The following is a 23155-nucleotide window of genomic DNA, read 5'->3' on the forward strand; positions in this document are numbered from 1 at the left end:
GTTTTTAACATGGAAACTCCAGGTCGTCACTCCCTATGTTGCACTGCAGCCAAATGTTGCGCTGCAACTTTCCCGGAGACGCTTCCATGACCGAACCTGCCACAGGCGTTGTCGACGCCGCTATCCTCGACCGAACCGATGACGAAGAACGAACCGAGCCCGTGTGGGGCGCGGTGGTCTCGCTGGCGCTCGGCGTGTTCGGCCTGGTGACCGCCGAATTCCTGCCCGCCAGCCTGCTGACGCGGCTGGCGCAGGATCTCGGCGTCAGCGAAGGCGCCGCCGGCCAGGCAGTGACGGCTACGGCCGTCGTCGGCGCGATCGCGGCACCCACCATGGCCATCGTCACCAAGCGGCTCGACCGCAGGCTGGTGATGTGGATGCTCACGGTGCTTCTGATCGTCTCCAACCTGCTTGCCGCCTTCGCATCCTCGCTCACCGTCCTGCTTTTGGCCCGCGTGGTCCTGGGCGTCGCGCTCGGCGGCTTCTGGTCGATGTCGGCCGCCATGGCGATGCGGCTGGTGCCGATGCGGCTGATGCCGCGCGCCATGTCGATCATCCTGACCGGCGTTTCGGTGGCGACCGTCACCGCGGCGCCGGTAGGCGCCTATGTCGGCGACATCTGGGGCTGGCGCACGGCCTTCATGATCGCGGCCGTCGTCGGCGCGCTGACCTTGCTGGTGCAGCTTGCCACCATTCCCAGCCTGCCGCCGACGGCGGTGGCAAGCTTCCGCACCCTGATCGACGTATTGAAGCGGCCGACGATCCGCGCCGCGCTGCTGGTCGTGCTGCTGGTCGCGTCCGGACAGTTTGCCGGCTTCACCTATGTGCGGCCGTTCCTGGAGACGGTGCCGGTGATGCCGATCGAGACGATCTCGCTGGTGCTGCTCGCCTATGGCATTGGCGGCTTCTTCGGCAATTTCGCCGGCGCCTTCCTGGCTGAGCGCAACCTGAAGCTTGCGGTCGGGCTGGCGCCGCTGCTGATCGCGCTGTCGGCGCTGGCGCTGCTTACGCTCGGCGCCTCGCCGGTAACGGCAGCCATCGCGGTGACCAGCTGGGGCTTCGCCTTCGGCGCGGTGCCGGTCGGGCTGCAGACCTGGCTGGTGCGCGCCGCGCCCGACCAGGCCGAGAGCGCCGGCGGCCTGATGGTCGCGACGTTCCAGGTGGCGATCGCGCTGGGCGCGGTCTTCGGCGGCCTGCTGGTCGACCATGCCGGTGTGGCAAGCGCCTTCGCCTACGGCGCCGTGGCGACGCTGCTGGCGGCGCTGGTGACTTTCGCCATCGGCCCGAAACAAGGATAGGCCGCGATCCTTCGCGCCCCCCTCTGTCCTGCCGGACACATCTCCCCCACAAGGGGGGAGATTGGCAGCTTCGCCGAAGGCGCTCTTCCTGCAACGTCGGCGATTGGCGAAAGCCGTGGTGACGTCCGATCTCCCCCCAAGTGGGGGAGATGTCCGGCAGGACAGAGAGGGGCGCTGTCCCGCCGGCATTCGGATTTCCTACACCTTGTGTCGAGAAACTAAGCCGAGCGGCCGTCGAACTCGAACACTTGCACCGCGGCGAGTTCGACGTCCTCGAGGCAATTGATGTTGATGTAAGCGCTGCGCTCGCTGCCCCGTCTGGCATCCTCGGCGAAGGGATGGATGCCGCAGGTCCGGCAGAAGCGATGCGCGATCGAGCCCTTGCCGAAAGTGTATTTGCCGAGGTCGTCGCCCCAGGCGACCAGCCGCAGGCTGTCGTGCGGCACGGCCCACAGCAGCGCGCCCTTGCGCTGGCAGATCGAGCAATTGCAGCGCACGGCGCCGCCGAGCTCACCCTCGACCTCGAACGCCACCTTGCCGCAGTGGCAGCCGCCTTTGTACAGCATCAGCATCTTCCTATCGTTGGCAGGGTGCAAAGGCACGCTTGCCGGGTTATCCCTTTCCGCAGGCCCAACCGGCCGATGCTTAAAAGACGTTGCAACACTGCGGAGTCCGACATCGACATGCAATCCGTCCGCGACCGCCTCGAAATCATCCTGTCGCGTCTTGCCAATCGTGCCACCGACGAGAAGGTCTACACCAGGCTCTATTCTGAGGCGGCGCGCGCGGCGGCGGATGCTGCCGATGCCCGGCAAAAGGCCGGCGTGAGCCTCGGGCCACTCGATGGTGTAATCGTATCGATCAAGGATCTGTTCGATATCGCCGGCGAGCCGACCCGGGCCGGCTCGCTGATGCGCGCCGGTGCGCAACCTGCCGCGCGGGACGCAGCGATCGTGCGCCGGCTGCGCCAGGCGGGCGCTGTGATCCTCGGCAAGACCAACATGACTGAATTCGCCTTCACCGCGATCGGCGACAATCTGCACTACGGCACGCCGGGCAACGCCGCCGATGCGAGCCTGATCCCGGGCGGCTCGTCGTCGGGAGCGGGCGTCGCGGTAGGCGAGGGGAGCAGCCAAATCTCGATCGGCTCGGACACCGGCGGCTCGGTGCGCATTCCGGCTTCGCTCAACGGTGTCGTCGGCTTCAAGCCGACCGCAGGGCGTGTACCGTTGAATGGCGCCTTCCCCTTGTCGGCGACGCTGGATTCGATCGGCCCGCTCGCCCGCAGCGTTGCCGATTGCGCGATCGTGGACGCGATCATGGCGGGAGAGGAGCCGACGGCTCTTCAGCCGACCTCGCTCGCCGGCCTGCGCATCGGCATTCCGCGTGGCGTGCTCTTCGGTGAAACGCAGCCTGAGGTCGCCGAGGCCTTCGACCGAAGTGTTCGCGCGATGGAGCAGGCAGGCGGACGCGTCGTCGACTCTTCGATCGACGATCTCATCGCCGAGATGCGCGCGGCGACCAAACGCGCCTCGATCGCGTCGATGGAAGGCGCCGAAGTGCATGCCGACTGGCTGGCGACCGGCGCGTCGGTGCCGGTCGATCCGCATGTCACCGGCCCGATGTCGCGCGCGCTGACGGTTCCGGCTTCCGTCTACATCAGGACGATCCGCCGCCGTCGGGAACTGGTCTCAGCCATGGAGGAGCGGCTGCAAGCGGTTGACGTGCTGGCCCTGCCGACCGTGCCGATGGTCGCGCCGTCGATCGCCGCCATGGCCGGCGATGAAGCACTACGAGACCGAACGGAAGGCCTGCTCTTACGCAACACCCAGGTCGCCAACCAGTTCGACCTCTGCGCGATCTCGCTGCCGATGCCTGGGACCGGGTTGCCGGCCGGGCTGATGTTGGTAGCGAAGCACGGCCATGATCGTCGTCTTCTCAGGGTTGCCGCAGCGGTGGAGGCTTTGCTCGGCCGTTGACGTGGATGCCGCGAAACAACGCAAAATTGGCATCAGGAAAATTGGCGTTGCGTTCCTTCGCGCCCCCCTCTGGCCTGCCGGCCATCTCCCCCACAAGGGGGGAGATTGAACGTCACGCGGGCCTTCGCCAGTCCCTGACGTTGCAGAAGCGAACGAGGCGATGAAACAGCCAATCTCCCCCTTGTGGGGGAGATGTCCGGCAGGACAGAGGGGGGCGCTGTCCCGCCGACATCTCATGTCTGCACCGTCGCGGCGCTCGCCGGGGAAATTAACCACCAGCCGGAAAGCGCCGCCGATAGTGCTCGATCACTTCCGGATTGCGCAGATTGACCGGCAGTTTGTTGGCAAGCACTAGCAACGCCTCGCCGGCCGCACCCACACCCATGCGCATCATGGACTCCTCGGTGATGCCGGCCAGATGCGGAGTGACGATGACATTGTCGAAGCCGAAATAGGGATGGTTGGGCGGCAGCGGCTGGGTGGCAAAGACGTCGAGCGCGGCGCCGCCGATGCGGCCCGTTCGCAGTGCTTCGATCAGCGCCTCGTCGTCGACCACCGGTCCGCGCGAGACGTTGATCAGAAGCGCGTTGGGTTTCATGCGGGCGATGCGCTCGCGGCTGATCAGGCCGCGCGTCTCCTCGGTCAGCGGACAGCAGAGCACGATGATGTCGCTCTGCTCGACCAGCGCGTCGATCGACAGGAAGCCGAAGCGTTCTGGCGCCGGACGCAAGCTGCGCGTGGTCGCCACGACATTGAGGTCGAAACCGTGCGCGGCGATATGGCCGACGGCCTGACCGACCGCCCCGAGGCCGACAATGCCGATGGTCTTGCCGGCAAGCTCGCTGGTCGAGTTGGCGTGCTCGCGTCCGGCGAGCCAGCCCTTGGCGCGCAAGTCGCGGTCCATCACGCGGAAGCGCCTGAGCAGTGCGAGTGCGGTCAACATCACATGCTCGGCAACCGAGCGGGCGTTGACGGCCGGCACGTTCGCCACCAGCACGCCGGCGGCGGTGGCCGCGTCGACCGGGATCATGTCCAGCCCGGCGCCATGGCGGATCGCCGCGCGCAGATTCTTGGCGCCGTCGAACAGCTCCGGCGGCAGCGGCGCGCGCACGATGACGATATCGGCGTCCCTGGCTTCGGCCGTCAGCGTCTTGGCATCGAGGGCGGAGGCGATGGCCAGCCGGCCAGCCCCCGCCAGCATGGCCGTGGCGCGCGGGTGCAGCGGATGCGTCGATAGAATCTTGCGCATCGGGTTCAGGCCTTTTCGAGCGTCGCGCTCTTCGGTTCCGCCCCTCGGCCTTCGATCAGGCCCTTCCAGTAGCTCTCGGCGCCCTGCAGATGGGCGTTCATCAGCGCCTGCGCCAGATTGCCGTCGCGGCGTAGCAGCGCCTCGTAGATCTGGATGTGCTCGGCATGCGAACGCAGATTGCGCTCGGGATCGTTGAAATAGATCGGCAGGCGCTGCTCGCCCATCAGATAATAGACGCTGCAGATGTTGTGGAAGACGCCGTTCTTGGTCGCCCGCACGATCTCGAGATGGAACTCGCGGTCTTCCTTGGCGAGACCTTCGCCGGCGGCGATGCGCTCCTCGGAAGCTTTCAGTATCTCGCGCAGACGCTCGAAATTCTCCTCGGTGGCGCGCGAGCAGGCAAGCTCGGCCGCCTTGATCTCGTGGATCTTGCGCAGCTCGACGGTTTCGTAGATCTGCACCGGATCGAGCGGCAGGCCCGCGCGGGCGAAAAGCGCTAACGCCTCGACGCTTGCCTGCTTGGTGTCGATATAGATGCCGGATTTGGCGCGGCGCTCGACGATGCGCATGGCTTCGAGGATCGCCAGCGCCTCGCGGATCTGGCCGCGGCTGACGCCGAAATGCTCCGCCAGCTCGCGCTCCGACGGCGTGCGGCCCGACTCCTTGTCCGAGTTGGAGAACAGATAGGCGGCGAGTTCCGCGAGAAGGTTCTTTTCTTTCATCGTCAAATGCGTTGCGCGTGCGCCTCCAGGAATCGCTCCGAAACGGTGAATCCCAATCCAGGCTTTTCAGGGATCGCTATCATACCGTCCTTTGCTTCGACAGTCTCTTCGACGAGATCGTGGATCATCGGATTGGCGCCGAGCGAATATTCGACGGTGAAGCTCGCGGGTGAAGCCGCGCAGACATGCAGCCCGGCGAAGAAGCAGGGCGCGCCGGCCCAAAGATGCGGCGCGAAACGCAGGTTGAAGGCGCTGGCGATGGTGCCGATCTTCATCGCCTCGCTGATGCCGCCGCAGAAGGCGGGATCCGGCTGGAAGATATCGGCCGATTTCAGCACCGCCAGATCGCGGAAGGCATAGCGCGTCGCCTCGCTCTCGCCGGTGGCGATCGGGATCGAGCCTGAGGCGCGCACTTCGGCCATGCCCGGCTTGTCGTCGGCGATTACCGGCTCCTCGAACCAGGCGAGGTCGAGATCGGCGGTGAGGCTGATGAAGCGCTTCGCCTCTGCGACGGTGTAGGTGCCGTGCGCGTCGACCATCAGGTCGACGTCAGGACCGATCGCTTGTCTGGCGGCGCGCACGCGCGCGGCCGAGATATGCGGCGCGCCGTCCATGGCGCCGACGCGCATCTTCAGCGCCTTGAAGCCACCCCTGGCGATGTAGGATTTGAGCTGCTCGCCGATTGCATCCGCCGATGCCCAGCCGCCCGAGGCATAGGCCTGCATGCGCTCGACCTTGCGACCGCCGAGCAGCCGCCAGACCGGCTGCCCTAGCGACTTGCCGAGAATGTCCCAGAGCGCGATGTCGACGGCGCTGATTGCCGCCACGCTCATGCCGCGCCGCGCCAGCTGCGGCATGGCATGGCCGGCATGGGCCGCCGTGTGGTGCCGCACGCCGTTATAAAGCATCTCCCAGATGATGCCGATGTCGGCCGGGTCGAGTCCGATGAGCTGCGGCGCAATCTCGTGGTTCAGCATGTGGACCAGCGCGCCGTAGCTGCCGGCGCTGCCGGCGGCGTTCTTGCCTTCGCCCCAGCCGACCAGGCCATCATCGGTCTCGATGCGCAAAATGGCGGCGTCGAACGTCGTCACCTGACCGAAGTCGCTGCGGTGCTGCTTCGCGACTTCGATCGGTATGCGAACCCACCAGGCCTGGACGCTTTTGATACGCATCTTCATCCCCGGCCCCGCCGCCCGGCGAGGGCGGAAGGGCTAGTTTCGATCGGACCGACTACTTGATCAGCGGCAGCAGCGTTTCGGCGGTGATGCGCATCTGATCGGTGTAGAACTTCTCGGTGAGCAGGCTGGAGCCGTGATCCTGGATGAATTTGAGCTGCTCGGGCGAGATATCGACGGGGTTGCGCTCCACCATCTCCGGATAGGGCGCCGCCGGCGTGCGGTCGACGGGCGCGACGAACTCGTTGGTCAGCGCGCCGTCATAGCCGATCTCCTTTAGCGTGCCGACGATCCTCGGCCAGTCGATCTGGCCGAGGCCCGCGGCGAAGCGGTTGTTGTCGGCGACATGGAAGTCGTAGAGACGCTTTCCCACCTGGCGGATGGCGTCATAGACGTTAAATTCCTCCATGTGGATGTGGTAGGCGTCGAGGCAAACGCCGCATTCCGGGCTCACCGCGTCGGCAAGGGCGAGCGCCTGGGCGCCGCGATTGAAGAGATAGGTCTCGAAGCGGTTGAGCGGCTCGACGGCGATCTTGACGCCGACCTTCTTGGCATGCGTGAAGCATTCGCGCGTGGCGTCCACCACCCAGCCCCATTCTTCCGCCTCGGTGCCGTCCGGCACGACCTTGCCGACGGTCGCGGGAACCAGCGTGATGATCTCGCCGTCGAGCTCGCTGACCATGGTCAGCACGTCCTTGACATATTGCACAGAGCGCTCGCGCTGGCCTTGGTTCTTGGCAGCAAGGTTGCGTTCGCCAAGCATCAGTGTCACCGAGCCCCAGCAGCGGATGCCGTGCTCCTTCAAGAGCGCGCGCGTTTCCTTGGTCTTGTACTGCTCCGGCTCGCCGGAAATCTCGATCGACTCATAGCCGAGCTTCTTGATGCGCTTAAGCGTCGTCTCCAGCGGCTCCGCCCGCATCCAGTTGTGCGTCGAAAGATGCATGGTCTATCCTTCCCAGAATTCGCCTGCCATGTTTGCCCGCGACGACTTCAAAAGAGGCCGCCGCACAATTCCTCCCCAAGGCGCTCCAGCGGTTTTTCTTTGAAACTGGTTCGACCAATTGGGCCTGGCAAGACCTCTACAGCAAATTCGCATGAACGGCAAGGAGACCGAGAAGGGAGCCTTGGCTGTCGGACAATTTATTGATTTTAATGGATTAAATCTTCCCTTTGCGATGATGCCAAGCGCTTTCGTGTCGTTTCCGGCCGCTTGACCAAATGGCCGGATTTGGTAATACCAGAATGACGCCGCGTTCTGGCGCCGATACCGAATGACCAAACAGGCTGGCCCTCACTTCAATCGGCGCTATGCTTGGTCGCGAAAAACGAGAGAGGGAGGATGCCGATGCCGACGACGATGAAGGGTCCCGGCCTGTTTCTGGCGCAGTTCGCGGGCGACGCCGCGCCGTTCAATTCGCTGGCTTCGATCACCAAATGGGCGGCCGGCCTGGGCTACAAAGGCGTGCAGATCCCGACCTGGGACGGCCGCTTGTTCGACCTGAAGAAAGCGGCGTCGTCGAAGACCTATTGCGATGAGGTGAAAGGCATCTGCGCCGACGCCGGCGTCGAGATCACCGAACTGTCGACGCATCTGCAGGGTCAGCTCGTCGCGGTGCATCCGGCCTATGACGCGCAGTTCGACGGCTTCGCGCCGGCCGAGGTGCACAACAATCCGAAAGCCCGGCAGAAATGGGCGGTCGAGCAGATGGAATTCGGCGCCAAGGCGTCGAAGAATCTCGGCCTCAAGGCCTCGGTCAGCTTCAGCGGCGCGCTCGCCTTTCCGTACCTCTATCCGTGGCCGCAGCGGCCGCCGGGGCTGATCGAGGAGGCCTTCGCCGAGCTCGGCAAGCGCTGGAAGCCGATCCTCGACGTCTATGACGAGAACGGCGTCGATGTCGGCTACGAGATCCATCCGGGCGAGGACGTGTTCGACGGCGCGACCTTCGAGATGTTCCTCGACGCGGTCGGCGGCCACAAGCGCTGCAACATCAACTACGACCCGTCGCACTTCCTCCTGCAGCAGCTCGACTATCTCGAGTTCATCGACATCTACCACGAACGGATCAAGGCATTTCATGTCAAGGACGCCGAGTTCAACCCGACGGGTCGGCAGGGCGTCTATTCCGGCTATCAGGGCTGGGTGAACCGGGCCGGACGCTTCCGTTCGCTCGGCGACGGACAGGTGGATTTCAGCGGCATCTTCTCCAAGCTCACCCAGTATAATTACGATTCCTGGGCGGTGCTGGAATGGGAATGCTGCCTGAAGCATCCGGAGGATGGCGCGGCCGAAGGCGCGCCCTTCATCCAGCACCACATCATCCGGGTCACGGAGAGGGCTTTCGATGATTTCGCCGGCGGCACCAGCGACAAGAAGCTGCTGCGCGCGATGATGGGGATTTAACGCTGTTTACCCTCCCCCTCGAGGGGGAGGGTCGATCCGCAACGCGGATCGGGGTGGGGTCGCCGGGCGTAGAGTTCGGCATGAACCGACCCCTCCCGGCCCTTCGGGCCACCCTCCCTCGAGGGGGAGGGGTATCTCAGACAAGGGAGAACGGAATGGTCGGCGCATCGAAGTCGGAAACGGGAGGCGGCCCGATCCGCTACGGCATGGTCGGCGGCGGGCAGGGCGCCTTCATCGGCGCGGTGCATCGCATCGCGGCGCGCATGGACAACGACTTCGTGCTGGTGGCCGGCGCGCTGTCGGCGAATCCCGAACGCGCCAAGGCCTCGGCCGCCGAGCTCGGGCTCGATCCGGCGCGCAGCTACGGCTCCTATGCCGAGATGGCGAAAGCCGAGGCCAAGCGCCCGGACGGCATCGAGGCGGTGGCGATCGTCACCCCCAACAACGTCCATGTGCCGGCGGCCAAGGCATTCCTCGAGGCCGGCATCCACGTCATCTGCGACAAGCCGCTGGCAACTTCGCTCGCCGAGGCCAAGAAGCTTGCAGCACTGGTCGAAAAGACCGGCAAGGTGTTCGTGCTCACCCACAACTACACCGCCTATCCGATGATCCGGCAGGCGCGCGAGATGGTGGCCAAGGGCATGCTCGGCGACATCCGCATCGTGCAGTCGGAATATCCGCAGGACTGGCTGACCGAAGACCTCGCCGCCACCGGCCAGAAGCAGGCATCGTGGCGCTCCGACCCAAAGCAGGCGGGCGCCGGCGGCGCGCTCGGCGACATCGGCACGCATGCCTACAACCTCGCCCGCTTCGTGTCGGGACTGGAGCTCGATTCCTTGTCGGCTGACCTCGACGCATTCGTGCCGGGCCGCCAGCTCGACGACAACGTCAACGTCATGCTGCGCTTCAAGCCGGTTGGCAAGGCGCACCCGGCCAAGGGCATGATCTGGGCCAGCCAGGTGGCGCCAGGGCACGAGAACGGACTGAAGCTGCGCATCTACGGCTCGAAGGGCGGGCTGGAATGGGTGCAGGCTGACCCGAACTATCTCTGGTACACGCCCTTCGGCCAGGCGAAGCAGTTGCTGACCCGCGCCGGCGCCGGCGCGATGCCCGTGGCGGGGCGCGTGACGCGCGTGCCGTCCGGCCATCCGGAAGGCTATCTCGAAGGCTTTGCCAACATCTACCAGGAAGCCGCACGAGCGATCCGGGCAGCACGCAGGAAGGGCGGCAAGCTGGGCAAAGATGTCATCTTCCCGACGATCGCGGACGGCGTCGAAGGCATGGCGTTCATCGAGGCCTGCGTGAAGTCGTCGAAGAAGAATGGGGCGTGGACGAAGCTGTAGTTGCGGCGGTCGGCGAACGGGAAATCCCCCTCACCCGGATTGCCGGCCGAATTGCAAGGCAATTCGGGGCAATCCGACCTCTCCCCGAGGGGAGAGGAGAAGGCTGGCGCCCGTCCCTTCTCCCCGGCGGGGAGAAGGTGGCCGCGAAGCGGCCGGATGAGGGGGAGTATGGCAGAGCCGGCGGGAGGGAACAGCCGGCCGTCAAAGGGGGAGGGTGTCGATGAAAGTCGGCATGTGCATGTTCTTGTGGACGACGAGCGTCTCGGAAAAGCATGAGGCGCTGCTGAAGGACATCAAGGCAACCGGCTTCGACGGCGTCGAGATCCCGGTCTTTGCCGGCGAGCCTGACGACTACAAGAAGCTCGGCGAGATGCTCGATCGCATCGGGCTGGAGCGCACGGCGGTCTCGGCCATGGGCGATCCGGCGATGAACCTAATCTCGCCGGATGGCGCGACACGCAGGGCCGGCATCGACTACATGAAATGGGCGATCGACTGCAGCGCGGCGCTCGGTGCGGACAGGCTGAGCGGGCCGCTGCACTCGACGCTCGGCGCCTTTTCCGGCAGCGGGCCGACGGCGGCCGAGAAGAAGCGCTCGGTCGCCTCGCAGCGCGCCATCGGCGACCATGCCGGCAAGAAGGACGTGACCATTGGGCTCGAGGCGCTGAACCGCTTCGAATGCTATCTGGTGAACACGATGGACGATCTGTCGGAGCATATCGACGCGATCGACCGGCCGCACATCAGGGCGATGTACGACACGTTCCACGCCAATATCGAGGAGGCCGACCCGATCGGCGCCTATACGCGCAACCGCAAAAATGTCGTCCATATCCATATTTCGGAGAACGACCGCGGCGTGCCGGGGCGCGGCAACATCCCCTGGAAGGAGACTTTTTCCGCCATCCGCAAGAGCGGCTATGACGACTGGCTGACGATCGAGTCCTTCGGCCGCTCGCTGAAGGACCTGGCGGCGGCGACCAAGGTGTGGCGCGATTTTTCGGAGAGCCCGGAGGCGGTTTATCGCGAGGGGTATAGGCATATCAGGGATGGGTGGAAGGCTGCGAGGTAGTGGCGAATGCGGAAAAGGATCTGCGTTGGCGATCCTTCGCGCCCCCCTCTGTCCTGCCGGACATCTCCCCCACTTGGGGGGAGATCACGCGCTCAGCCGCTTTCGCCTATCGCCAACGTTGCAAATGGAGTGCCGGCGCTGAAGCTGCCAATCTCCCCCCTTGTGGGGGAGATGTCCGGCAGGACAGAGAGGGGCGCTGTCCCGCCGGTTTTGCACCTCAAGGTTAGCCCTGCGCCGCCTGCAGCCGGTTGTAATCATGCAGCGTGCGGCTGAGCCTTCGGCGCAGGAAATTCGAGATGTTGTCGAAGACGAAGACGACGAACAGCGTCAGCAGCACCATGTAGAAGACGTTGGCCCAGTTCGAGTTGGTGCGCATGGCTTCCCATAGTTTCAGGCCGATGCCGCCGGCGCCGACGGCGCCGATGATGGTCGCGCCGCGGGTGTTCGATTCCCACTGGTAGAGCGTCTGGCTGATGAAGATCGGCACCACTTCCGGCAGCACGCCGTAGCGCTGCACAAGCAGGCCGTTGGCGCCGGTCGAGAGCACGCCTTCGCGCGGCTTGTCGTCGATGTTCTCCAGCGCCTCGGAATAAGTTTTGCCGAGCGTGCCGATCTCGGTGAAGAAGATCGCGGCGCTGCCGGCCAGCGGGCCGGGGCCGAAGGCGCGGGTGAAGAACAGCGCCCAGATCAGCATGTCGACCGAGCGCATGAAGTCGAAGAAACGCTTCAACACCTGGCTGAGCAGACCGCTCGGGGTGATGTTGCGGGCGGCGAAGAAGGCGAGCGGGAAGGCGACGATGCCGCCGAGCAGGGTGCCCAAAAAAGCCATGACGATAGTCTGCAACAGCTTCGTCCAGACATCGCCGTGCTGCCACTGGGCGTTGTTCCAGATGTTGTCGGCGGCTAAAGCGAGGTTCGATGTGCCGGGCTTGAGCTCAGGCCCCGAGAGGATCAGCGAGAACACCTCGCTTGCCGATTTGCCGAAGAAGGGCGAGCGGGTATCGAAGACGAAATTCGCCCAGCCGAGGAAGCGCTTGCGCACCTTGATGCGGTCGACGGTGACGCGCACCTCGCCGACGAAGCCCATCTTGGCGACGACCTCGTCGTCATGCACGGTAACCCAGTCCGGCACCGGGCCTTCCACCACCGGCTTGCCGCCGGTGAGCGACACCGGCACCGTCCGGCCGTTGGCGAGAATCGTCGCCCTGGTCTTGTCGAAGGTGACGGACTTGGCCTCGCCATCGATCTGCACGGTGAAGGTGCCGTCCGGGTTCTTGATCACCCAGTCCGGATTGGGGTTCTCGCCGAGCGCCGAAAAGCGCGGATATTTCGGCGTGATCTGAGGCTGGTCGAGCCGGAATTCCGGCTGCAGGTCGTAGCTGATCCATTGCGACAGGAAGAGCGGCAGGCGCTCCCAATGCGATTCCTTCAGCACCTGCGGCAGGCTGAAGAACCATAGAGCGTAGGCGAGATAGAGCACGGTGCCCGCGATCAGGAGCAGCGGCCAAAAACGCTTGTAGGCCGGCCGCTGGAACACCTGCGGGTGGCGATCCTCGACGGCTTTGATCTCATCGACTGTCATGGCCATTTTAGGCACTCATCAAGAAGGCTTGTTCACCGACCAGCTTGCGGCGCAGCCAGGCGGAGAACTGGTCGACGAGGAAGATGGTGACGAAGAGCAGCAGCACCAGCGCCAGCGTCTTGGCGCCGAAGCCGCGCGAGATCGAAAGCTTCAGCTCCTCGCCGATGCCGCCGCCGCCGACCGCGCCCATGATGGTCGAGATGCGGACGTTGATCTCGATCCTGAGCAGCGTGTAGGACATGAAGTTGGGCAGCACCTGCGGCAGGTCGGCGAAGCGCACGCGCTCGATCCAGTTGGCGCCGACCGCGCGCAGGCCCTCCTCCGGGCGCATGTCGATGTTCTCGTTGATCTCGTAGAACAGCTTGCCCAGCGCGCCGATCGAATGCAGGCCGATGGCGATGATGGCGGCGACCGGGCCGATCGAGACGATGGCCGCGAACAGGCCGGCAATGACGATCTCCGGAAAGGCGCGCAGCAGTTCCATGAAGCGCTTGACGATGAGCCGCAGGATTGGGCTCGGCGTCAGGTTGCGCGCGGCGATGAAGGAGAAGGGAACGGCGAAAACGAAGCCGATGAAGGTCGAGACCAGCGCCACGTTGACGGTGGTCAGCATCAGCTCGAAATATTCGGGAATGTAGAAGCCGCCCCAGATGTAGACGCGGCCGAGCGGGAAATTGAATTCCTGCGTGCCCTTGTCATGCGGCGAGGCGATGTCGAACAGCGCCCGCCAGACGTCGTTCCAGTCCTTGGGGATCAGCCAGCTCAGGAAGTCGAGGATGTGAGGCAGACGCTCGAAGAAATGGCCGGCATTGGCCTCGTCGGCGAACCACATGGTCGCGCCCATGGCGACCAGCAGCAGGCCGACGCCGAGCGCGGTGTAGAAGCGGCGGAGCGAGGTCTGGCGCCGCCAGGCGTCGGCCTGCTGCCTTGTCGCTTCGGAATGGATCGTCGCTGAGGCTGTCATGATCGGAACATGCAAAAAGGGCGGCGCCGCCGCATCGGCCCGAAAATCGAAATCCGATTTTCGGAAAGTCCGATGCGGCAATCCAAAGTGCTAAAGCGTACTTTGTGCGTCCAAGTGGACGCACGTCGCTTTAGTGGACGCCGCCCCTTTTTCCTGATGCCGTCAGCCGCCGATAGCGGCTTTGCGGGCTTCGACGATGACGCTGTAGAAGTCCGGCTTGACCGGGACATAGCCCGTGAAATCGCCGCCTTCGACACCCTCGAAGCAGGCCTTGTCCTTGCCGGGCAGCGCGGTGAAGAAGTCAGTGAGCTTGGCGGTCATGTCGGCGCCGAGCGCGGTGCGGACGACCAGCGGGCCGTTCGGGATCAGGCCCGAGCGCCAGACTTCGACGAAATCGTTCGGGTCGACGGCGCCCTTGGCGACTTCCTTGTGGAAGGTGCCGGAAGTGTAGCCGTTCTTGAAGTCGCCGATGCCGGAGGAATCGTCCACCGCCACGTCGACCTTGCCGTCGCGCACGGCGAGCACGTTGTTCTCATGGCCGCCATTGAACTGGGTCGAGGCGAAGTAGGTCTCGTTGGAAGCGCCGGTGTCCTTCGGGATCTGGGTCAGCGGGATCAGGTAGCCCGAGGTCGAATCCGGGTCGGCATAGCCGAGCTTCTTGCCCTTGGCCGACTTGATGTCGGTGATGCCGGACGTCTTCAGCGCCAGGCCGATCGAATAGTAACCGGTCGAGCCGTCGGTCTGCTTGGTGGTGAGGATCGGGGTGACGGCGTTCGGGTCCTTGAGGTAGACGCTGGCGTAGCCGGACGCGCCGAGCTCGGCGAAGTCGAGCGTGCCGCCGAGCAGGCCCTGGATGACGCCGTCATAGTCGGCGGCCGGGAACAGCGACACCTTCTCGAAGCCGAATTCGGCCTTCAGGTGGTCGGCGAGGCACTGGTAGTTGCGCAGGCGGTCGGTCTCGTTCTCGCCGCCGAGGATGCCGACGCGGAATTCCTTGATGTCGGCGGCGTGCGCGGCACTTGCCGCCATGGCGAGCAACGATACGGCACCAAAAACCATTTTCCTGAACATTTTGATCTCTCTCCTGTTTTGCCGGCTTCGCGCCGGCAGCGTTCGAATTTTTAAGTCTGGCCTTTGACGCGGGCGGGCGATCCGGGTTGCTCTTGCCGAAATCCATGATTTGCCCGGAGCGGCTACAGTCCGGGCGATGGACTCAGTAGCCAGGGAAGGCTGGTTCGAGCGGTCCGGCGGATGCGGTGATCTTCGGCTTGATATTGACGGCGGTCGACGTGATGGCTTCGGAGATCTCGACGCCATTGGCGTCGGCGCCATAGACGGTGCGCACGGCGTCGCGGTCGAGATCCTCGGGCGCGCCGTCGAAGACGACCTTGCCGGCGGCCATGCCGATGATGCGGTTGCAGTAGGCGCGGGCGGTATCCAGCGTGTGCAGGTTGGTGACGACGGTGATCCCTTCGCGCAGGTTGATGTCGCGCAGCGAATCCATCACCACCTTCGCGTTGAGCGGGTCGAGCGAGGCGATCGGCTCGTCGGCGAGCAGCACCTTCGGCTGCTGCATCATGGCGCGCGCGATCGCCACGCGCTGCTGCTGGCCGCCGGAAAGCGTGCCGGCCGGCTGCAGCGCGGTGCGGGCGATGTCGAGACGCTCGAGCGCGGCCACAGCCTCGGCGCATTCGATGCGCGAAAACATGCCGAGCAGGTTGGAAAGGGTGGAGCGGTGGTTGAGGCGGCCAAGCAGCACGTTGGTCAGCACGTCGAGACGCGGCACGAGGTTGAACTGCTGGAAGATCATGGCGCAGTCGCGCTGCCAGCGGCGCAGCGGCGAGCCCTGCAGGCGCGAGACCTCGGCGCCGTCAAAAAAAATCGACCCCTGGCTGGGATCGATGAGACGGTTGATCATGCGCAAAAGGGTCGACTTGCCGGCGCCGGAACGACCGATGATGCCGACCATCTGGCCCTGCGGGATCGAGATGTCGATATCGCTGACGGCAGTGTTCTTGCCAAATCGTCGGGTTACGCCGCGGATTTCCAGCGTGGCCGATGATGCTGACATGGCAAGACTCCGGTACGTCGCGGTTTCGAAGGTCCGTTAACCTTCGCTAGCGCAGCCCCATGAAGCTGGGGTGTCGGATTGATGTCAGTTTTGTTACGTCCCACAGGGTTGGAAGGTTAGCCGAGGACCAACAATTCCTGGAAATGCTTCATGTCCTTGAAGCTGCAGAAGGCTGGCGGCCTGAGCTCGATCACCGGGGCCTCACGCTCGAGGAATGACAGGCAGTCGTCGAACAGGTCCTGCCAGGCGGATATCCGTTCGTCGGCGAGACGGCGGATCTGGTAGGCGAAGGTGATGTGGAAGACGTAAGCGTCGTGATCCGGATGGCGGTAGCCGAACGGCACGGAGAGCGCGTCGCGCCACAGGCGCAGGATGCGCTCATCCTCCTCGGATGCGCCGGCAACCGTGAGGCCGTTCGGCGTCACGCCGATTGTCTTGATGCGGAAGGGAGCGCCTGGCTCGAAGTCTCGCAACCGCTCCAGATAGAGACGGGTCATGTCGTCGATGCTGGTGTCGAGCGGCACATCGGCTGGCCAGTAGGGAAGGCGGCGCCGGTATTCGATGATGCCCTGGAACAGGGTCATGTGCAGGCTGGAGATCGGCGTGAAGGCAAGGCGGTCGGCGTCGGGCATGGCGCGGATGCGTTCGCGCACCTCGATGACCGCGGCTTCGGACGGCGAGCCGGTCACGAGGTGAGAGACGACGGTGTTGCCGGGCTCAAAGAGGAAATTGCCCGATGTGTCGTAGCGGGTGCCGAGATGCGCCGGCGGCGCCGGGTTGGTGCCTTCGAAGAAGGAGGCGAGCGAGGGTCTGACTTTGTCGAGCATGGCGATCTCCTTGGGGGAGATGGCGTCCTGTCCGAGTCATGTGTCAAGGATGTGAATGGTGAATGGTCTAAGAAGGGCTTCCGTAGCCCCGCGTTTGTCGGCCATTCACTATTGACCATTCACCGGCGCTCAGCCGCCATACTTTTCCAGGAAGGCCTGCGCCTCCAGCCCGCGAAAATCGTCGAGCGCGGCGCGCAGCCGGGCGTGGTCCCAATCCCACCAGGCGAGCGCCTGGTAGCGCTCGGCGGTGCGGCGGTCGAAGCGCTCGCGGATCGGCTTTGCCGGCACGCCGGCGACGATGGTGTAGGGCGCGACATCCTTCGACACGACCGCGCCCGCGCCGACCGCCGCGCCGTCGCCGACGGTGACGCCGGGCAGGATGGTCGAGCCATGGCCGAGCCAGGTGTCGTGGCCGATGGTGACGCGCTTGGCGCGACGCTCGGCGAAGAACTCGCTTTCATGCTCGGCGTCGTCCCAATAGTCCGAGGCGCGGTAGGTGAAGTGATGCAGCGTCGGCCGCCAGGTCGGATGATTGGTGGCGTTGATGCGCACGCTTGCCGCGATGTTGGAGAATTTTCGAATGGTCGCGCACCAGACGGCGCAATCCTGCATCATGTAGGAATAGTCGCCGAGCTCGCTTTCCGAGACGCGGCTGCGCTCGGCGATCTCGGTCCAGCGGCCGAGTTTCGAATTTTCAACCTGCGCCGTCTCGTGGACCAGCGGCGCCTCAGAAAGCTTCCTCATGCGGCGATCCTGCTTGCGGCGAAGGCGGTGACGTCGATGACGCGGTCGGCCACCGCGTCGCGCACATCCTGGTCGTGAAAGATGCCGAGCAGGGCGACGCCCGCCGCTTTCTTGGCGGCGATGAGCTCGACCACGACGTCGCGGTTTTTGGCGTCGAGCGAAGCGGTCGGCTCGTCGAGCAAAAGGATCGGATGCTCGGTGATGAAGCCACGCGCGATGTTGACGCGCTGCTGCTCGCCGCCGGAGAAGGTCGCCGGCGGCAAGGCCCAGAGCTTTTCCGGCAAATTGAGCTGCGCAAGCAAGGTGCGCGCCTTGCCACGGGCAGTTTCCCGGTCCTCGCCGCGCTCGACCAGCGGCTCGGCGACGACGTCGAGCGCAGAGACGCGCGGCACGGTGCGCAGGAACTGGCTGACATAGCCGATGGTGTGGCGGCGCACGGAGAGCACGGTGCGCGGGCTGGCGGAGGCGAGGTCGATCAGCCCGCCCGCGTGCTGGACGATGATCTGGCCCTCGTCGACGGCGTAGTTGCCGTAGAGCATCTTCAGGATCGAGCTTTTTCCCGCGCCGGAGGGGCCGCCAAGCACCGCGCATTCGCCGGCGCGGATCGAGAAGGAGACGCCCGCCACCACCGGCAGCGTGACGCCGTCCCGTAGATGCATGGTGAAGCTTTTCGCGACATCGGAAACAACGAGAGGCGTAGCCATGATCACACCTGCAAAATCGAAGACACGAGAAGCTGCGTATAAGGCGCGCGCGGGTCGTCGAGCACGCGGTCGGTGAGGCCGCTTTCGACGACGCGGCCGTCCTTCATGACCATCATGCGCTGCGAGAGCAGCCGCGCCACGGCGAGGTCGTGGGTGACGACGATGGCCGCGAGGCCGAGATCGGTGACCAGTCCGCGAAGCAGGTCGAGCAGACGCGCCTGCACAGAAACGTCGAGGCCGCCGGTCGGCTCGTCCATGAATACCAGCCGCGGACCGGTCACCAGGTTGCGGGCGATCTGCAGGCGCTGGCGCATGCCGCCGGAAAAGGCGCGCGGCTCGTCGTCGATGCGGTCCTCGTCGATCTCGACGCGCGACAGCCAGTCGACAGCGGTGGCGCGGATCTTGCCGTAGTGACGGTCGCCCACCGCCATCAGCCTCTCGCCGACATTGGCGCCGGCCGATACCGTCATGCGCAGACCGTCGGCGGGGTTCTGATGGACAAAGCCCCAGTCCGTGCGCATCAGGAAGCGGCGCTCGGCCTCGCTCATCCGGTAGAGCTCGCGCCACTGGCCATCACGCATGCGGTAGCTGGCGGAGCCGGATGAGGGCAGCAGCCGCGTCGACAGGCAGTTAAGCAGTGTCGTCTTGCCCGAGCCGGATTCGCCGACCACCGCCAGCACCTCGCCCGGCCAGAGGTCGAACGTGACGTTCTCGCAGCCGACGCGCGAGCCGTAGAATTTGGAAAGTGCGGAGAGGCGCAGCAGCGGTTCGTCGGTCATTGCGCCGGCTCCATATTTCCTTGGGCAAGATGGGCTTCGGGGGCAAGGTGGCCGCGGTGGCCGTCGGCACGCCGCTTCTCGCAATGGTCGGTGTCGGAACAGACGAACATGTGGCCGCCATGGTCGTCGAGGATGACCTCGTCGAGGTAGACGTTCTCGGCGGCGCAGAGCGCGCAGGGCTGGTCGAAGGTCTGCACCTCGAAGGGATGATCCTCGAAGTCGAGGCTCACCACATCGGTGAAAGGCGGCACAGCGTAGATGCGCTTTTCTCGGCCGGCGCCAAAGAGCTGCAGGGCCGGCGAGCGGTGCATCTTCGGATTGTCGAATTTCGGCGTCGGCGAGGGGTCCATCACATAGCGGCCCTCGACCTTGACCGGATAGGCGTAGGTGGTGGCGATGCGGCCGTGCCTGGCGATGTCCTCGTAGAGCTTGACATGCATGAGGCCGTATTCCTCCAGCGCATGCATTTTTCGCGTTTCGGTCTCGCGCGGCTCGAGGAAGCGCAGCGGCTCAGGGATCGGCACCTGGAAGACCAGCACCTGCCCCGCGTTGAGCGGATGCTCCGGGATGCGGTGGCGGGTCTGGATGATGGTGGCGCTGGCGGTGTCGGTCGTCACCGCGACATTGGCGACCTTCTTGAAGAAGGCGCGGATCGAGACGGCGTTGGTGGTGTCGTCGGCGCCCTGGTCGATGACCTTCAGCACATCTTCCGGTCCGATGATCGAAGCAGTGACCTGCACGCCGCCGGTGCCCCAGCCATAGGGCATCGGCATCTCGCGCGAGGCGAAGGGCACCTGGTAGCCGGGAATGGCGATGCCCTTGAGGATGGCGCGGCGGATCATCCGCTTGGTCTGCTCGTCGAGATAGGCGAAGTTGTAGGTGGCTATGTCGGTCATGGCGATCACGTCCGCTCTGTGCTATGGATTTGGCGCCCAAGAGGCGGGAGGACGCCCGAATGGACTCTACCGGTTGGTTGCATCTTGGCGTGCTGCTGCTGGTGTTTGCCGGCATCGTGGCCTTTGTGCTGTGGAAGATGGTCCTGCCCGCGCCAAAGGCGCCTCCACGTGGCGAGACCGTTGCCGGCGCGCGTGGCTTTATCGGCCTGTGGTTCGGTGGCGGCGGACGTTAGGGTCATTCCGCCGCCTCCCGCTTTTCCTCGGCGGCCTTGTCCTCATTTTCCCGCGCCTCGTATTCGGCGCGCATGCGGCGGACCAGGTCGAGCTCGGCCTGGAAGTCGACATAGTGCGGCAGCTTCAGATGTTCGACGAAGCCGGTCGCCTGAACGTTGTCGGAGTGCGAGATGACGAACTCCTCGTCCTGTGCTGCGGCGACGACATCCTCGCCGAGCTCGCTCGCGCGCAGCGCGCGGTCGCACAGCGCCATCGCCATCGCCTTGCGCTCGCTCTGGCCGAAGACCAGGCCGTAGCCGCGGGTGAATTGCGGCGGTGCCTTGGCCGAGCCCTTGAACTGGTTGACCATCTGGCATTCGGTGACGCGTATGGAGCCCAGCGGCACGGTGAAAGGCAGTTCCGGCACGTCGAGCTCCAGCTCGACCTCACCGATGCGGACCTCGCCGACGAAGGGATGGTTGCGGGCATAGCCGCGCTGTGTCGAATAGCCGAGCGCCAGCAGAAAACCCTCGTCGCCGCGCGACAGCGCCTGCAATCGGATGTCGCGCGCCATCGGGAATTGCAGCGGCTCGCGCGTGATGTCGCCGGGGACATGGTCGCGCGGCATGTCGCCGTCGGCTTCGATCAGGCCTTCATGCGCCAGGATCGAAGAGACGCGCGGCATCGCCTCGGGTTCGGCCGGACGCTGCGCGGGCGTCTCGACATCGGCGCCTGCGGTGAGCTCCGGATCGAGCAGCCGGTGGGTATAGTCGAAGGTCGGACCGAGCACCTGGCCGCCGGGAAGGTCCTTGTAGGTGGCCGACACGCGCCGCTCGACCTGCATGGCGCCGGTGTCGACCGGGCTGGTGTAGCCGAAGCGCGGTAGCGTGGTGCGATAGGCGCGCACCAGGAAGATCGCCTCGATCATGTCGCCGCGCGCCTGGACGACGGCAAGGGCCGCAAGCTCGCGGTCGTAAAGTGAGCCTTCGCTCATCACCCGGTCGACGCCGAGCGCCAGCTGCTCGACGATCTGGTCGAGGCGCAGCGCCGGCACCGAGCGGTCGCCGCGGCGGCGATCGGCCAGCAGGCGATGGGCGTTGGCAATTGCGGCCTCGCCGCCTTTCACCGCGACATACATGTCACGCCTCCATCGTCTTGATGCGGGTGGTGCGCGGCAGGCAGGCGAGGCTGTCGGGCGCCGCCAGGATGATGTCGACACCGCGCGGGAAACGCTGGTTGTTCTGCTTCCACTGCTCGACGAAATGGCGCGGCATGCTTGTCGGCGCGATCATCGCGGTCTTCTCGATGCCTGGGCCTTCGAGCAGCAGCGACGGACCGGAGGCGAGATCGTCGACCAAAAGGATCAGCGTCGTCGAGCGGTCCGGATATTCCTGCGTGCCTTGCGAAAAACCGTCGAGCGCCGCCATCTCGGCCGGGTTGGCGATCAAAGCGAAATGCGCGTCGGCGGGCGTGTTGGCCAAAGGCGCGCCGGTGTGAAAGCCGAGCCACGCTTTGACGGAAGCTTCGGCCTGCAGCCGCGGATCGAGCCAGATCGGGGTGTCGTTGTCGCAGAGTGAAAGCGCCACGGCGCCGGCGGTTGCCGACAGCGGTGCCGGCGGCTGGGCGAGTGACGGCAGGGCCTGAACGGTGCCGGGGCGGGCCATCGCGTCCATGATGGCGCGGAACACGCTCTGTGCATTAAAAACTGGATCGGCGAAGCCGCCTTCAATCGATTGCGTGGCGATATCCATCAGTCCTCTCCGCGCACCATGGTGAAGAAATCCACTTTCGTGGCCGCCGTCTCGACGCGCCGTTTTTCACGCGCCGTTTCGAGCATCGCTCGCAGCGGCGCGACGAGCTTCGTTTCGACCGCTTCGCGATGGCCCGGATCCTGCCAGAGCGCGTCGGCGATTGCCGCGAGCTTGGCTTTGGCCTTGTCGCGGCCGAGCGCATAGGAGTGGCCGACCTGTCCGGAGGGCAGCCGCACGGTCGTACGGGTGACGGTCGCCTCGCCGACATTGAAGGGTGCGCCGCCGCCGCCGATCCGCCCGCGCACCGTCACTAGGCCGGTTTCCGGACCGCGCAGCAGTTCGGCCTCGGCGGGGAAGCCGGAGCCGTCCCACAGACGCGCGATCTCGTCGGCCGCCGCATGCGCCAGCGTCGCCATCACGGCCCGCCGCTCGGCCTGCTCGCGCGCTTCCTGTCCTCGCATCGCTTCACTCCTCGCATAGGTAATTTATCTATTGATATAGACAACTATACAAATTATACTCATCACCTAACGAGAGTCCATGACGGGTGGATGACAAGAGGCGCAAAAGTTAGCGCGAAGACGTTGGGGGCGGGGAAATGACCGGGCTGGCGAGCAGCATCGAAAGGCGCAGCGGCGTGTCGCTGTGGCGGCAGATCGCCGACAGGATATTGCAGGGGATCGCGAGCGGCGATTTCACGGAGAACACGGCGCTGCCGCCTGAAGTCGTGTTGGCGGAACGCTACGGCGTCAACCGTCACACGGTGCGCAGCGCCATTGCCGCCCTGGTGCAGGAAGGCGTGCTGAGGGCCGAGCAGGGGCGCGGCACCTTCGTTTTGTCGCGCAAGCGCCTGTCCTATCCGATCGGCGCGCGCACGCGCTTCTCGACCGGGCTGCAGGGCCAGACGACCGAGCGCCACATCGCCCTGCTGTCGTCATCGACCGAACCGGCCAACCGGCGCATCGCCGAGGCGCTCGGCGTGGCCAGGGGAGCAGCAGTGATCCGTCTGGAAACACGCGGCGAGGCCGACGGGCATCCGGTGTCGCGCGCGACGACCTGGTTCGATGCAAAGCGTTTCGCCGGCATCGAGGCCGCGATGGCGGAGACGGGATCGATCACGGCCTCGCTCAAACGCTTCGGCATCAACGATTATCTGCGGCACTCGACGGTGCTGTCGGCGCGTCACGCCGATGCCGACGATCTTGCTGCACTTGATTTGCAACCGGGCGCCATTGTGCTGGTCACCGTCGCCGTCAACGTTACGCTCGACGGCCAGCCGATCCAGTTCGCGGAGTCGCGATTTCCGGCGGAGCGGGTGGAACTGAAGCTGTCGGCATTGTAGGGAGTGCTGGCCTGATACGAGACCGTGATTTATCTGATTCACG

Annotated in this window: 24 protein-coding genes; 7 read left to right on the top strand and 17 right to left on the bottom strand. The window is 65.1% G+C overall.

The window, feature by feature from the left end; translation table 11 throughout:
• Positions 1-86: 86 nt before the first annotated feature.
• Complete coding sequence (locus AC4FWB_RS09670) at positions 87-1298, top strand: MFS transporter (RefSeq protein ID WP_491025770.1); 1212 nt, start codon at positions 87-89, stop codon at positions 1296-1298.
• 218 nt (positions 1299-1516) lie between these two features.
• On the opposite strand, the gene AC4FWB_RS09675 is transcribed toward AC4FWB_RS09670, so the two are convergent.
• Positions 1517-1864 (bottom strand): GFA family protein, encoded by a 348-nt coding sequence (locus AC4FWB_RS09675; RefSeq protein ID WP_491025771.1) that lies wholly within the window; start codon positions 1862-1864, stop codon positions 1517-1519.
• A gap of 117 nt (positions 1865-1981) precedes the next feature.
• Between AC4FWB_RS09675 and AC4FWB_RS09680 the strand changes: the two genes are divergently transcribed.
• A complete protein-coding gene (locus tag AC4FWB_RS09680) occupies positions 1982-3277 on the top strand; it encodes an amidase (protein ID WP_491025772.1) in 1296 nt (431 codons plus the stop codon).
• A 268-nt stretch (positions 3278-3545) separates the two neighbouring features.
• Here the strand turns inward: AC4FWB_RS09680 and AC4FWB_RS09685 are convergent, their stop codons facing one another.
• The 4 genes from AC4FWB_RS09685 to AC4FWB_RS09700 are packed head-to-tail and all read right to left on the bottom strand — an operon-like array spanning position 3546 to position 7366.
• Positions 3546-4526: a hydroxyacid dehydrogenase gene (locus AC4FWB_RS09685; RefSeq protein WP_491025773.1), complete on the bottom strand. Its 981-nt coding sequence runs from the start codon at positions 4524-4526 to the stop codon at positions 3546-3548.
• A 5-nt stretch (positions 4527-4531) separates the two neighbouring features.
• Complete coding sequence (locus AC4FWB_RS09690; RefSeq protein WP_491025774.1) at positions 4532-5248, bottom strand: FadR/GntR family transcriptional regulator; 717 nt, start codon at positions 5246-5248, stop codon at positions 4532-4534.
• Positions 5249-5250: 2 nt separating this feature from the next.
• The gene (locus AC4FWB_RS09695) at positions 5251-6420 is read right to left on the bottom strand and encodes a mandelate racemase/muconate lactonizing enzyme family protein (protein ID WP_491025775.1); all 1170 of its coding nucleotides are present in this window, start codon (positions 6418-6420) and stop codon (positions 5251-5253) included.
• A 58-nt stretch (positions 6421-6478) separates the two neighbouring features.
• On the bottom strand, positions 6479-7366 hold the full coding sequence (locus AC4FWB_RS09700; RefSeq protein ID WP_491025776.1) for a sugar phosphate isomerase/epimerase family protein: 888 nt from the start codon (positions 7364-7366) through the stop codon (positions 6479-6481).
• 402 nt (positions 7367-7768) lie between these two features.
• Between AC4FWB_RS09700 and AC4FWB_RS09705 the strand changes: the two genes are divergently transcribed.
• The 3 genes from AC4FWB_RS09705 to AC4FWB_RS09715 all read left to right on the top strand — a co-directional run bounded on the left by AC4FWB_RS09705 (position 7769) and on the right by AC4FWB_RS09715 (position 11239).
• A complete protein-coding gene (locus tag AC4FWB_RS09705; protein ID WP_491025777.1) occupies positions 7769-8824 on the top strand; it encodes a sugar phosphate isomerase/epimerase family protein in 1056 nt (351 codons plus the stop codon).
• 155 nt (positions 8825-8979) lie between these two features.
• Positions 8980-10167, top strand: coding sequence for a Gfo/Idh/MocA family protein (locus AC4FWB_RS09710; RefSeq protein WP_491025778.1), 1188 nt, complete (start codon positions 8980-8982; stop codon positions 10165-10167).
• Between the two features lie 220 nt (positions 10168-10387).
• Positions 10388-11239, top strand: coding sequence for a sugar phosphate isomerase/epimerase family protein (locus AC4FWB_RS09715; RefSeq protein ID WP_491025779.1), 852 nt, complete (start codon positions 10388-10390; stop codon positions 11237-11239).
• Between the two features lie 223 nt (positions 11240-11462).
• On the opposite strand, the gene phnE (AC4FWB_RS09720) is transcribed toward AC4FWB_RS09715, so the two are convergent.
• From phnE (AC4FWB_RS09720) to AC4FWB_RS09760, 9 genes are all read right to left on the bottom strand, one after another.
• On the bottom strand, positions 11463-12827 hold the full coding sequence (phnE, locus tag AC4FWB_RS09720; protein ID WP_491025780.1) for a phosphonate ABC transporter, permease protein PhnE: 1365 nt from the start codon (positions 12825-12827) through the stop codon (positions 11463-11465).
• Position 12828: 1 nt separating this feature from the next.
• The gene (gene phnE / locus AC4FWB_RS09725; RefSeq protein ID WP_491025781.1) at positions 12829-13785 is read right to left on the bottom strand and encodes a phosphonate ABC transporter, permease protein PhnE; all 957 of its coding nucleotides are present in this window, start codon (positions 13783-13785) and stop codon (positions 12829-12831) included.
• Positions 13786-13947: 162 nt separating this feature from the next.
• The gene (phnD, locus tag AC4FWB_RS09730; RefSeq protein WP_491025782.1) at positions 13948-14856 is read right to left on the bottom strand and encodes a phosphonate ABC transporter substrate-binding protein; all 909 of its coding nucleotides are present in this window, start codon (positions 14854-14856) and stop codon (positions 13948-13950) included.
• Between the two features lie 142 nt (positions 14857-14998).
• Positions 14999-15856 (bottom strand): phosphonate ABC transporter ATP-binding protein, encoded by an 858-nt coding sequence (phnC, locus tag AC4FWB_RS09735; RefSeq protein ID WP_491025783.1) that lies wholly within the window; start codon positions 15854-15856, stop codon positions 14999-15001.
• 116 nt (positions 15857-15972) lie between these two features.
• Positions 15973-16683 carry a DUF1868 domain-containing protein gene (locus AC4FWB_RS09740; RefSeq protein WP_491025784.1) on the bottom strand — a complete coding sequence of 237 codons (711 nt, stop codon included), beginning with the start codon at positions 16681-16683 and terminating at the stop codon, positions 15973-15975.
• Between the two features lie 129 nt (positions 16684-16812).
• Positions 16813-17427, bottom strand: a complete 615-nt coding sequence (locus AC4FWB_RS09745) for a DapH/DapD/GlmU-related protein (RefSeq protein WP_491025785.1) — start codon at positions 17425-17427, stop codon at positions 16813-16815.
• Entirely contained in the window at positions 17424-18131 is a 708-nt protein-coding gene (gene phnL, locus AC4FWB_RS09750) for a phosphonate C-P lyase system protein PhnL (RefSeq protein ID WP_491025786.1), read from the bottom strand. The genes AC4FWB_RS09745 and phnL overlap by 4 nt, the downstream gene beginning before the upstream one ends.
• 2 nt (positions 18132-18133) lie before the next feature.
• Positions 18134-18910, bottom strand: coding sequence for a phosphonate C-P lyase system protein PhnK (phnK, locus tag AC4FWB_RS09755; protein WP_491025787.1), 777 nt, complete (start codon positions 18908-18910; stop codon positions 18134-18136).
• On the bottom strand, positions 18907-19806 hold the full coding sequence (locus AC4FWB_RS09760) for an alpha-D-ribose 1-methylphosphonate 5-phosphate C-P-lyase PhnJ (RefSeq protein ID WP_491025788.1): 900 nt from the start codon (positions 19804-19806) through the stop codon (positions 18907-18909). Before AC4FWB_RS09760 ends, phnK begins: the two co-directional genes overlap by 4 nt.
• Positions 19807-19865: 59 nt before the next feature.
• Between AC4FWB_RS09760 and AC4FWB_RS09765 the strand changes: the two genes are divergently transcribed.
• Positions 19866-20039 carry a C3orf80 family membrane protein gene (locus tag AC4FWB_RS09765; RefSeq protein WP_188131508.1) on the top strand — a complete coding sequence of 58 codons (174 nt, stop codon included), beginning with the start codon at positions 19866-19868 and terminating at the stop codon, positions 20037-20039.
• Between the two features lie 2 nt (positions 20040-20041).
• Here the strand turns inward: AC4FWB_RS09765 and AC4FWB_RS09770 are convergent, their stop codons facing one another.
• Genes AC4FWB_RS09770 through phnG form a run of 3 tightly spaced genes read right to left on the bottom strand, consistent with a single transcriptional unit; the run spans position 20042 to position 22231 of the window.
• Positions 20042-21157 (bottom strand): carbon-phosphorus lyase complex subunit, encoded by a 1116-nt coding sequence (locus AC4FWB_RS09770; RefSeq protein ID WP_491025789.1) that lies wholly within the window; start codon positions 21155-21157, stop codon positions 20042-20044.
• A 1-nt stretch (position 21158) separates the two neighbouring features.
• Positions 21159-21770, bottom strand: a complete 612-nt coding sequence (gene phnH, locus AC4FWB_RS09775) for a phosphonate C-P lyase system protein PhnH (RefSeq protein ID WP_491025790.1) — start codon at positions 21768-21770, stop codon at positions 21159-21161.
• A complete protein-coding gene (gene phnG, locus AC4FWB_RS09780; RefSeq protein ID WP_491025791.1) occupies positions 21770-22231 on the bottom strand; it encodes a phosphonate C-P lyase system protein PhnG in 462 nt (153 codons plus the stop codon). Before phnG ends, phnH begins: the two co-directional genes overlap by 1 nt.
• Before the next feature lie 137 nt (positions 22232-22368).
• On the opposite strand from phnG, the gene phnF reads away from it, so the two are divergent.
• On the top strand, positions 22369-23112 hold the full coding sequence (gene phnF / locus AC4FWB_RS09785; RefSeq protein ID WP_491025792.1) for a phosphonate metabolism transcriptional regulator PhnF: 744 nt from the start codon (positions 22369-22371) through the stop codon (positions 23110-23112).
• Positions 23113-23155: the final 43 nt, after the last annotated feature.

It is taken from the genome of Mesorhizobium sp. LEGMi-168a (genome assembly GCF_058312955.1).